The organism is Armatimonas sp. (genome assembly GCF_043760365.1).
Classification (GTDB): Bacteria; Armatimonadota; Armatimonadia; order Armatimonadales; family Armatimonadaceae; genus Armatimonas.
This window is the reverse complement of the sequence record NZ_JAYUPA010000688.1, coordinates 1-11070: the sequence shown is the minus strand read 5'-3', so window position 1 is coordinate 11070 and position 11070 is coordinate 1. Positions and strand designations below refer to the sequence as shown.

The window sequence follows — 11070 nt, the reverse complement described above, 5'->3', positions numbered from 1 at the left end:
CGGTTCGGGTCAGTAGAGGACGTGGGCGCAGCAGTGGCGTTTCTGGCGTCGGATGCAGCGTCGTATATCACGGGGCAAACACTCACAGTGGATGGTGGTTTGACTGTCTAGAGCCCCAGGCTTTATATTTTAGGAGCATAAGGAAATGTCTACGTTTGAGCGTGTGAAGAAGGTTGTTGTGGAGCAGTTGGAAGTTGACGAGAAAGAAGTCACTCCTGAAGCCTCTTTTGTGGATGATCTGGGGGCTGACTCCCTAGACGTTGTGGAGCTCGTCATGGGCCTCGAAGAGGAGTTCGACATCGAGATCCCTGATGAGTCCGCTGAGAAAATCACCAATGTCCAGCAGGCGATTGACTACATCGAAGAGAAAACCAAGGGTTAATTACCCGGTAAAGCGGCGGTATGGGACGAAGGTCCTATGCCGCCGTTTGTTTTTTATGGTATCCAAATCAACGTGAATAAGCGCATTGTCGTAACGGGAATCGGGGCGGTCACGCCACTGGGCATCGGGAAAGATGCCTACTGGAAAAACCTGACTGCGGGTGTCTGTGGAGTCGGGCCGATCACGCTCTTTGATTCAGAGCGCTTCGATGTCAAGATCGCCGCCGAGGTGAAAGGCTTTGACCCCACTGCCTACATGGATCGCAAAGAGGCCAAGCGGATGGACCGCTTTGTCCAGTTTGCCGTCGCCGCGTCGCTGCTGGCGCTGGAAGACGCGGGCCTGAGCGTCACCGAGCAAAACGCCGAGCGCGTGGGCGTGGTGATTGGCTCAGGTATCGGTGGCTTGCAGACTTTAGAAGACCAGGTGCGGATTCTGGTCGAGAAAGGCCCTAGCCGCGTCTCCCCGTTTCTCGTGCCCATGATGATCGGCAATATGGCCTCGGGGCACGTTTCGATCCTCACGGGCGCAAAGGGCCCTAACTCCTGTACCACAACCGCCTGCGCATCCAGTGCGCATGCGCTGGGAGATAGCCTGGAAATTCTCCGACGGGGTGCAGCTGATGTGATGATCTCGGGTGGCGCAGAGGCAGGCGTCGTGCCGGTCTCTATCGCGGGTTTCTCCAATATGAAGGCCATGGCCTCGAACTTCAACGACAATCCCACGGCGGCATCGCGGCCCTTTGATGCGAATCGTTCGGGCTTTGTGATCGGTGAGGGCGCAGGGATTCTGATTCTCGAAACGCTTGAGCACGCCGAAGCACGCGGAGCGCACATCTACGCCGAGCTCGCGGGCTATGGCATGACCGCGGATGCGTATCACATGAGCTCTCCCCCGCCCGATGGCAACGGCGTTGCGCGTGCCCTGAGCTATGCCCTTAAGAACGCAGGCCTTGAACCTGAGCAAGTTCAGCATGTCAATGCCCATGCCACTTCGACACCGCTCGGAGACAAGGCAGAAGTTGCCGCACTGCGCTCGGTGTTTGGAGATCACTTTGATAGCCTTGCCGTCTGTGCCACCAAGTCTATGACGGGGCACTTACTGGGCGGCGCGGGAGGGATCGAAGCCGCAGCGACCGTACTCTCTATTGCCGAAGGCATCGTGCCCCCGACCATCAACTACGAGACCCCAGACCCTGACTGCGTAGTGGACTGCGTCCCCGATGTCGCCCGCAAGATGAACGTGGATGTCGCGGTCTGTAACAACTTCGGCTTTGGCGGCCATAATGCCGTCTTAGTTTTTAAGAAAGCTTAAATTTCTGAATTTCGCCCCGATAAACCGGGGCGTCTTTCTATTTTGCCATTTTGGCGGCGTTGATCTCTTTGGTGAAAGCTGCCGCACTGTGCTTGCCCGCCATTGCCTTGACGAGCTTACCCGATGCGCTGAAGAGATACGTCCGTGGAATTGGGGACGCGGGTGGGGCCTTGGGCTCCAGCCACTTCAGAAAGGCCGCAATATCCGTGTTGGCCTTGTTGAAGAAGGCATTTGATGTCACCCCCTGAGTCGCCAAGAACTTTGCAGACTTAGTCACGGCGTCTTGGGGCGAGTCGCAGGCAATCGTGATCAAAGTCGCCCCCGAGGCCTTCACAGCGGCCACGAGATCGGGAAACTCCTGCTTGCACGGAACACACCATGAGGCCCAGAAGTTGACGACCACCACTTTGCCTTTGTTTTTTGCGACAACCGCCTTCAGAACCGTCGGATCAATCGGAGCAGGATCAGGCATTAGGGTTTGGCCTCCTGAAGTTTCTTGAGCATTGCCAGCGCATTCGCTCCCGCATTCTGTACTTTGGTTGGGGAGTCCACCGCAACAATCTTCCCCTTGGGATCTATATAGAAAGTCACGCGTTTTGCCATACCATTGGCAAGTTTCACTCCGTAAGCCTCAGCCACTTTCGCACCAACATCGGAGAGCAGCGTATGGGTCAGACTATCGCGCTGGCAAAAAGCCTGTTTACTCTTGGTATCCTGAGTCGAGAGGGTGTAGGCAACCGCGTTCAGTTTTGCAAATTCGTCCTTACTCGCCGAGTAAGACTTGTTCTGAATCGTTCAGCCACCGGTCATGTCTGAGGGATAAAACGCCAGTACCACCCACTTCTTTGCCTTCTTGGCATCTTTGAGCGCGACCGACTTATCGTTCTGGTCGGGTAGCGTGAAATCAGGGGCCTTCTTGCCAACAAGCTCCAGAGCGGGCTCGGCAGGCTTAGCGGCCACAGGGGGCTGTGGATCGCCTTGTACCACGGGTTTGACAGAGATTTCCTGGGTTAACAGGAGAATCGGAATAAAGAAAAGCATTCGCGGGGTTCCTCCAAGGCTATTTTATCGTGTCTGCTGATAAGTGCGAGCAAGCTGGCGCAGCAGCTCACGGAATGTCTCGCGTTGGGCATTGTCATCAGGCAGGACAGCATTACGACGTTCAACCGCCTGATTGGTATGGGTGACAATATCAGTGAGAAAGGCAATGTACTCCGTGAGTTCCTGGATATAGGCAGGCAAGAAATAAACACAAAGCGTGTCTCCCCGAAAGACAACGGGTGGCCGTGCCGCCCGGGGTGCCATTTTATAGATTCCCTCAAACTCAGCGGCCCACTCGGCCCCAGGGTCGCGTGAGAGACGTATATAGAAACCATAGGCTCCCGGAAAAACATCGCTGACTTCAAGGGTTTCCGGATCCACCCCCACAATCTGCGCCGTCAAAATTCGGTCAGGCATAAGAATATAATACCCCCGCAGAAAGAGTTGCTCACAAATCTTCTCCTGGCACACTTTCTGCAAGCTTCTACTTTTTTTTCTGAGAGGGGTCAAATGCAATAAATCGGGGTATACTGATTATGCATGGGAGTGATCGTCACAAAAAATCACTCTCACGAATGATTTTTCCCACAGAGGTACTCGTCTCCCTCTGGAGTCTATTTTGAAAGATCCCTTCGATCAGGGAGATTGGTTTCAGGAGCAAAGCATGAAGTTAAAGAATCGCTTTATTCGTATGGCAGCAGCGTTTGCAATTGTTGGGATAGTGGCATTACAAATCCCAGCACGTCCTTCCGTCAGCTTGGCACAAGATGGCTACAAGGACAATGGGGGTGGCCTTCTGGCCTTTAAGGGTGCTGGGGGGGTGGCCGCAGGTGCCGTTCTCGTAGGAGCCGCCTATAGTGCTATCGTTAATGCAGGTAAATCCGCAGGGAGTGGTACGATTAAAGGAGCCATTGCTCCCGGAACAGCATCTATCGCTGAGATCACTAACAGCAAAGATGAGTTCTCAGAGATCGCGAAAATCCTTAACAACTCTGGTTCGCAGGACTCGTATCGTTCCGAAGACATTACGGTGTTCTGGCCGACAAATGAAGCTCTAACGAAAGCGCTGGGTGCTAGCGGAGTCAGTGCGCTTCAGGCAGCCGCCAACAGTGCACAAGCAAAAACCTTCCTTGCATCACTCACTGTCGCAGGTAAGTACAATATCCAGCGACTCAACGACGCTGCCGGACAGGGGAAGGTTCTCCCGACTCTCAGCGGTGGTAGTATCGTTCTGAAGTCGGAGGGTGGTAAGCTCACGGCTAACGGTGTCGAGATTATTGGGACTGAGACTGCTGCAAGCAACGGCTGGGTTATAGCAACCAACGGTGTGGTCGCCAAAGACGAGTAGACTGGCACTTTGCCCTGACAAATAAACCGGTGATGTAAAAATTACCGGTTTTTTATTTTATGGCCTGAAATTTGCATTATCTTTTTCCGAAGATGCACAGTGGGAGCTGAATGCTCCTCCAGTCTTTTCGGGAGAAGGAAATGAAGTATCAAAAACGGGCTCTTCGTGTCGCTGCAGCCCTTACCCTCACCGGGTTCGTTGCCAGTCAGATCCCTATGCGTGGCCAGACGGCCCTTGGCTCGGTTCGCCCCCCGGGTTCCGTGCAGCCTGCCGATGGTTACCTCACCGGTAATACCGATAATAGTGGCTCTTTTCTAGGGATCAGAGGGCTGACCAACCGCAATGCAATTACGGGAATAGCTCTCGGTTTGCTCGGCTTCGGGGCCTACTCCACGATCCTAGATTCTCGTGCGATCAGCACACTTGGTGGCGCAGCGGGTGCCGCAGGCGGTGCAGGAAACAACTTAAATAGTACCCTTCTGGCAGGAGCTGCTAACAAACCTATCTACGATGTGCTCAAGAGCATGCCCAGTGATTTCGTGGAAACGGTCAAACTGGTTGACGATGCAGAGCTTGTCACAGAGCTCCGGGAAGGTGGCCCTTACACATTTCTGGCGCCAACAAACTCTTGTTTAACACTCGATAGTGCTGCACTTATCAAACTTCATGCTCCTGAAAACAAGCCATCTCTGATTAGTCTGATTAAACGCCACACAGTCAAGGGACGCTATAAAATAAGCGATCTTCTAGAAATGAAAGACGGCGCAACCGTCGAGAACTTGCTAGGAGACAAGCTGACGATTAGCAATAAAAATGGCACTCTTATGATCAGTAATATCCTCGTTGCTCAGAACGATATCGCGGCCAGCAATGGTTGGATCCATCCCATTGAGGCCCCCATAGAAGAGCAGTAAAGTATAAACTAACGCTTAGCAAGAGCTTCTTCTCACCGGTTCAAAGGCAAGAAGAAGCTCTTTTCATTTTTTGAAGCTCGGCGAGGGGAAGAACTACTTCGGCTCTCGCCACACAAATTTCGGGGATTTTATGGGATCGTAGCCCGCCAAGTGCCCTGTGAGCCGCGTTGCAGGCTTCGTGTACTTCAGCTCCGTCTCCCCAAAGACCTCCCGGCAGAGGCTGGCGAGCCCTGGATCGTACTCTATCAGCTCAACGCGAGTGTTGACATGGTTGTGGTCGTGGTCGGGCTCGCGGTTGTTATCAAACCAGGACTGCACCCCCTCCGCAAAATACTCATGGTGGTTGGTCGCGGCGTACTTACTTTTCCAAAGCCCCGCTGCCATGGCTCTATCGTAGCTCGCCTTCACACATTTATCAAAAGTCTTGTCCACGCGCACCATGCCACGCAGGTGAATGTTATGGGCGAACTCGTGAATCAGAATGTTCTCGCTAGCATACGGATCGCCAGGATAGCCCAGCAAGTTCTCCTCGCCGCAAGAGCAGAAGGGATCGGTCTCGCTTCCTCCCAAGCCGCGTGCCCGCCTGTCCCAGTAGTCTTTGGGCGTGAGCCAGGTAAACTCCGGCTGATCCGTTGTGAACTCGTTGTAGGCTAAGATGCACATTCGGGAGCCGCTTGCGATCATGGCGTCACGCACATCCGGGCGACGGGCGAGCAAGAGATTCACCAGATAGGCGGCTTCTTTCAGAGCGTAGTCGCTCACTCGCTCCGATGCTACGATGGGGTAGCCGTTGGCGCTAATAAATTTCTTGTAGAACGGCGGAATCTTCAGTGCGACGGGAGGCGCAGTCACGGAGCTCATTGCAGAGGCGGAGCTACTCGCTACGATGGGCCACTCCGCGAGATCCGTCCGCTCACTCTTGAAGAGACCCGCTGCACGATTTACCAGATCAGAGAGTCCGGCAGCGATATTTTTCTCCTCGCCAAGATCACTCTGAAGATCATAGAGTTCGATAGGCGCATCCAGGCGTTTTTTCCGAATGGCTTTCCAGCGCTGGTCTATAATCACGGCCTGCGAAAAGCCGCCCTCATGGAACTCCCAGTAGAGCGTCGTATGCTGTTTCTGCATCCCTGCCTTGCCTAGCAGTGTCGGCAGGAGGCTCAGACCATCGGTTCTAGGTGGTGGCGCAGCACCCGTGATCTCAGTCAGTGTTGGGAAGATATCGGCGAAGTAGCCAACATGCTCGCTGGTCGTGCCCTGCACTATTTCCCCTGGCCAGCGCACCACGGTCGGGACACGAATCCCGCCCTCGTAGAGATCGCGCTTGAGGCCACGTAGCGGGCCGTTGGCATCGAAGAGTTCGGGGTCGTTTGCCCCTTCTTTGTGGTGCCCATTGTCGCTGGTAAAGATCACGAGAGTATTGTTATCTATCTTGAGCCGCTTGAGCAAGGCAAAGAGCCGCCCCATGTCCGCATCGAGGCGGGCAATGGTCGCCGCGTGGGCCTTGTCAGGCTCGGGCCAGGGCTTGCTGCCAAACGCACCTAGCTCGGGGACTTCCTGCCCGTTCCCCGTTCCCCTAGTGCCCTCGTTGTTGGCATGGGGCGTGATGAGCGACCAGTAGAGAAAGAACGGCTTCTTATGGTTTCTCTCGACCCACTTCAGCGCCTCGTCGGCCATGAGATCCGGAGCAAAATCGCGTTTCTCCCCTGCCCAACCCGTGCCATTCTTCCACTGCGCTTCAGGGCACTCGGGGTGCTTGGTATTGCGAAGCGCAACCCGCTTCTCACCACGCAACAGAAACGGAGGGTACGGATTGTGGGCGTGTGCCTGGTTCAAATAGCCATAGAAATAATCAAAGCCTTTGTTGGTCGGAACTCCCTCCTCGCCCTCGTTGGCAAGCCCCCACTTTCCGATCAGCGCGGTTACGTAGCCGACGGACTTCAGTGCCTCGGTCACGGTGGGGTCGCTCTTTCGGATCATTTGTGCTGCCGGATTGTTGGGCCCCGCGTTGCCGCGCACACGGGTGTGCCCCGTGTGCAGGCCCGTCATCAAGACCGAGCGCGACGGTGCACAGACCGGGGCTCCCGCATAGAACTGCGTTAGCTTCATGCCCTCCGCAGCCATTTTATCCAGGTGTGGCGTTGGGATGAGCTTCTGCCCAAAGCAACCTAGCTCACCGTAGCCCAAGTCATCGGCAAGGACAAAGATAATATTGGGTTTCACTTTTTCTCCAGTTCGATCACCACGGACGTTATCGTACCGTCGAATGTCTCTGTCTTTTTGTAGGTGAGCACTTTCCCTCCTGCATCGGTTCCAACATCCAGTCCATCCACAGGAATAATGCTCATCGGGCCGTTTCCAGCGGCCTCGCCAACAAGCTTGCCATCGAGCTGTAGGCTCAGTTTGCCTTTCGCATCCACATGCACGACGGCCACATGCGCCCCGGTAGTTGGCTCCATTGTGGCAACGCGTGCCAGACCCATTTTAGTGCGGAAGGCAAAGACGAGCTTGCCGTCTTCGAGCAGGAGCGCGTAGCCCTGCGATGCTCCCCCCTGCGCGATAAGTACGCCGTCGGTTGCCTTTTTCGTGTCGAAGCTTACCGTGATCTTAAACGCCCGGTTCGCGATGGCAGGCGCGTCGGCCTTGTCCAGATGATCGCCCGCCTTCAGAGTGAAGCGTGTCTTGGTTGAAGCCTTGTCTTCCGGTGCTTTCTTACCGCGCCAGCCACCGAGCGGAAGCACATTTGCGCGTGCCGCCCAAGTGTCCCATTTTGCCGCGAGTGTGGCGACTTTTGCGGAGTCTTTTGTCGCCAGATTTTTCAGTTCGCTACGGTCTGTCTCGATATCGTAGAGCTCCCAGGGCTGGTTCTCTTTGGCGACAAGTTTCCAGCGGCCTTCACGCACGGCCCGGTTCCCCTCATGCTCCCAGAAAAGTGGCTGCGTGCGTGCGAGCGGCTTGCCAGCAAACGCAGGGCGCAGGCTAACCCCCTCCTTGGGCTTGATCTTCCCACTCGGGTAGCTCGCGCCGCCCACATCTACCACCGTCGCCATGATATCTACCAAGTGCCCCGGCTGCGACTCCCAAGCTCCGTTGCGACTTGCAGGAATGCCTTTTGGCCAGTGTGCGATAAGCGGGGTCGAGATCCCTCCCTCGTGGGTGTAGTGCTTGTACTCCCGAAATGGAGTGTTCTGGAGCCATGCCCAAGACTGCCCCGAAAACCAGTTCGAGTCCGGCTGGGTTGGCTCACCTTTTGTTGTGCCATTGGGGCCACCCTCCGCATTGCCTCCGTTATCGCTCATAAAGAGAATGAGGGTGTTGTCCAGCTCCCCGCGCTCTTTGAGTGCGGAGACCAGTGTCCCAATGGCCTTGTCCATGTGCCAGACACACGCCGCATAGGTTGCCATCATGTGGTCGAAGCGGTCTTTTTCCGTCTCGGTCAAACTCTCCCAGGCTTTGATGGCATCGGGGCGCGGCGAGAGTGTCCAGTCGTTGTTGGCTAATCCAAGCTGCTTCTGGCGTGCGAGACGCTCCTCGCGCAATCTATCCCAGCCCGCTTTGTACTTTCCTCGAAACTTTGCGATGTCCTCAGCGGGCGCTTGCAGCGGAAAATGCGGCGCATTGTGTGCTAAGTAGAGAAAAAAGGGCTTTTTGGCGGCACGGGCATCATCCACAAACTTAATCCCGTACTGCGTCCAGAGATCCGTCGAGTACCAGTTCATAGGCAACACAGGGTTCGCCTGGCCGTTGAGAAAGAGCTTCGCTTTCTCATCACCGGGCTGGTAGAAACCTCCAGCCGCGGCATTGAGCGAGCGCTCAAAACCACGCTCCCAGGGCACGACTCCAAGGTTCTGACCGACATGCCACTTACCCGTCATGGCCGTGAAGTACCCGGCGGGCTTGAGTACCTCCGCCATCGTGACGCACTGGTCATTGAGGCGGCCCGAGTAGCCGGGCAACCCCTTGTCGTCGGTCATGTGCCCAACTCCCGCCTGGTGCGAGTAGAGGCCCGTGAGTAGCGCCGCACGTGTGGGGCAGCAGCGCCCGGTGTTGTAGAACTGCCGAAAGCGCACCCCGTTCTTAGCCAGCGCATCTAGGTTGGGCGTCGGAATCTCCGAGCCGTAGCAGCCAAGATCAGCAAACCCCATGTCATCCACCAGAATGACAATGATATTGGGTTTTGCCTCTCCCCTAGCCCTTGCTGGGCAAGGAAAGAAAAGAGCGGCCATGAGCACGGCGAGCGAGAGTATTGCGTGTTTCATTTGTCAAAGCTCCAGCGTTGTGGTTTCCCCTGAGTGGGTTTGATCTCAATCCAGTCTAGCATAAGAGATTCTTTTTGTGCTGGCAGATAGAGCCGCAGGATGCCCAGAGCCCCTTCGGCGGGAAGCGCGACGGTCACCTCCTGCCACTCCGCGCTGGCTTTGAGGGTAAACGCGACGGACTTTGCCTTGTCCGTGTCCTGTGGCGTGGGAAGCCACTCGACTTTGCCTGCGCCGCCCACGATGCTCCGAACCCGTAGCGAGACAACGGTCGGGCCGCCTAGCTTCCAGGCGGCGAACCCCAGGAACGGCGTGGGACCGGCTCCCGTGATGGTCACGATGCCATTTTCAACCGTCGCCTCGCAGCCACGTGCCTTCCGGCCCTCCAGCGGATCAGCGATGGGCGTTGCTTGCGTGGTGGGTCTTGCTTTTGCATCGTAAGCGGGATTGGGTAGTGGCACAATAGCTTTCGTGTCTTTGAGAAATCCCTCAATCAGCGCATCAAGGTGCTTCACGCGCTCGGGCTGGCTTGCGGCAAGATCATGCGCCTCGCTCAGATCGTCCTTGAGGTTGTAGAGCTGGTAGGCATGCGCGCCCTTCTCGCCCTGGTGAAACAGGCGAATTAGTTTCCAGTCGCCGGAGTGGACGGTGACGGCAGGCGGCAGACTATCCGGGACTTTGGGGCTATGCGGAAAGTAGGTAAAGATGGGTTTAGGGGTGAGTGGCTTTCCCAGAAGCGCACTTGCGATGCTACGCCCATCAAAAATCTGATTGCTCTCCGGCTTGAGCTTGAGCAGCTCCAGAATCGTCGGGTAAAAATCCGTGCTCTGGATAATGGCCTCGTTGTTGCGTGAGCCCGGCTTGGTCACTTTGGGCCAGCTCACGACGCACGGGACGCGAATCCCGCCCTCGTAGACCGTCGCTTTGCCGCCCCGAAGCGGCGCGTTGCTGGTGGGCGTGGTGCCGTCTACCATGTTGTACATATTGCCGCCGTTGTCCGCGAGAAAGACAATCGCCGTTTTATCCGCAATCCCCAAGCGATCCAGCGCGTCTAAGAGTTTGCCCACACTGTCATCCATGGACTCTACCATTGCGGCGTAGGTCGGGCTATGCTGGGGGTCTTTCGGGTCCACCCGCCCTTTGTACTTCTCGATCAGGGATTTTTTAGCATCAAAGGGCGCGTGCACCGAGAACTGCCAGTAATTGAGAAAGAACGGCTTGTCTTTGTTTTTCGTCATCCACGCCACGGCCTCGTCGCTCATTCGGTCCTCGATATGCTCCGCAGGCGTGCGCTCTTTGAAATTCGGAAACTTCCACGGCGCGACAAAGCTCCCCGCCGGGCCGGGGCCGGGTGTGTGTGGCAGGTCAATATCAAAGCCCTGCTCCAGCGGCGAGTAGGGTGCCGCGCCCAGATGCCACTTGCCAAAGTGCGCCGTCGCGTAGCCCGCTGATTGCAGCGTCTCCGCCAGAGTCACATAGCTGGTGTTTAATCGCGTCGCGCTCTCGCACTGAAGTGCCTTTGCCGTAGTAGGTGCATTTTTCTGTACCGACGCGGCGAGTTTCACTTCGGGCAGATGGCAGTTGGGCGCGGTGATCCCAATCCGGGCCGGGCTCTGTCCCGTCAAGATGCTCGCCCGTGTTGGGGAGCACAGCGGACTGGCTGAGTACGCACGCGAGAAAACCATCCCACGCTTAGCAAGCCGCAACAAGTTCGGCGTTTTGTAGAGCTTCGTCTTGCCATAGAGCTCCGTGTCCGCCCACCCTAGGTCATCGGAGAGGATAAAGACGATATTAGGGCGGGGAGGTGGCAGTGCCTGA

11 protein-coding genes are annotated in these 11070 nt (G+C 56.2%); 5 read left to right on the top strand and 6 right to left on the bottom strand.

The genetic code is table 11. From position 1 onward, the window contains the following. The 3 genes from ACH2EH_RS16125 to fabF all read left to right on the top strand — a co-directional run. A partial coding sequence (locus ACH2EH_RS16125; protein ID WP_395143130.1) for an SDR family oxidoreductase occupies positions 1-111 on the top strand: 111 nt, incomplete at its 5' end. A 34-nt stretch (positions 112-145) separates the two neighbouring features. Beyond that, the gene (acpP, locus tag ACH2EH_RS16120) at positions 146-382 is read left to right on the top strand and encodes an acyl carrier protein (protein ID WP_309692678.1); all 237 of its coding nucleotides are present in this window, start codon (positions 146-148) and stop codon (positions 380-382) included. 72 nt (positions 383-454) lie between these two features. Then, a complete protein-coding gene (gene fabF, locus ACH2EH_RS16115; protein WP_395143128.1) occupies positions 455-1693 on the top strand; it encodes a beta-ketoacyl-ACP synthase II in 1239 nt (412 codons plus the stop codon). A 37-nt stretch (positions 1694-1730) separates the two neighbouring features. On the opposite strand, the gene ACH2EH_RS16110 is transcribed toward fabF, so the two are convergent. From ACH2EH_RS16110 to ACH2EH_RS16100, 3 genes are read right to left on the bottom strand one after another with little or no spacing between them, the layout of a single operon-like run. After that, the gene (locus ACH2EH_RS16110; protein ID WP_395143127.1) at positions 1731-2165 is read right to left on the bottom strand and encodes a TlpA family protein disulfide reductase; all 435 of its coding nucleotides are present in this window, start codon (positions 2163-2165) and stop codon (positions 1731-1733) included. Then, positions 2165-2734 carry a peroxiredoxin gene (locus ACH2EH_RS16105; protein ID WP_395143125.1) on the bottom strand — a complete coding sequence of 190 codons (570 nt, stop codon included), beginning with the start codon at positions 2732-2734 and terminating at the stop codon, positions 2165-2167. Before ACH2EH_RS16105 ends, ACH2EH_RS16110 begins: the two co-directional genes overlap by 1 nt. Before the next feature lie 24 nt (positions 2735-2758). Next, the gene (locus tag ACH2EH_RS16100) at positions 2759-3151 is read right to left on the bottom strand and encodes a hypothetical protein (RefSeq protein ID WP_395143123.1); all 393 of its coding nucleotides are present in this window, start codon (positions 3149-3151) and stop codon (positions 2759-2761) included. 247 nt (positions 3152-3398) lie between these two features. Between ACH2EH_RS16100 and ACH2EH_RS16095 the strand changes: the two genes are divergently transcribed. Together ACH2EH_RS16095 and ACH2EH_RS16090 are read left to right on the top strand one after the other, a co-directional pair. Continuing rightward, positions 3399-4082: a fasciclin domain-containing protein gene (locus tag ACH2EH_RS16095; RefSeq protein WP_395143120.1), complete on the top strand. Its 684-nt coding sequence runs from the start codon at positions 3399-3401 to the stop codon at positions 4080-4082. A 140-nt stretch (positions 4083-4222) separates the two neighbouring features. Beyond that, positions 4223-4996, top strand: a complete 774-nt coding sequence (locus ACH2EH_RS16090) for a fasciclin domain-containing protein (protein WP_395143118.1) — start codon at positions 4223-4225, stop codon at positions 4994-4996. A gap of 93 nt (positions 4997-5089) precedes the next feature. Here the strand turns inward: ACH2EH_RS16090 and ACH2EH_RS16085 are convergent, their stop codons facing one another. The 3 genes from ACH2EH_RS16085 to ACH2EH_RS16075 all read right to left on the bottom strand — a co-directional run. Then, positions 5090-7219: a sulfatase-like hydrolase/transferase gene (locus ACH2EH_RS16085; RefSeq protein WP_395143116.1), complete on the bottom strand. Its 2130-nt coding sequence runs from the start codon at positions 7217-7219 to the stop codon at positions 5090-5092. Next, the gene (locus ACH2EH_RS16080; RefSeq protein ID WP_395143115.1) at positions 7216-9255 is read right to left on the bottom strand and encodes an arylsulfatase; all 2040 of its coding nucleotides are present in this window, start codon (positions 9253-9255) and stop codon (positions 7216-7218) included. Before ACH2EH_RS16080 ends, ACH2EH_RS16085 begins: the two co-directional genes overlap by 4 nt. Further along, positions 9252-11070: sulfatase (locus ACH2EH_RS16075; protein ID WP_395143113.1), on the bottom strand; the 1819-nt coding region annotated here is incomplete at its 5' end. The genes ACH2EH_RS16080 and ACH2EH_RS16075, both read right to left, overlap by 4 nt.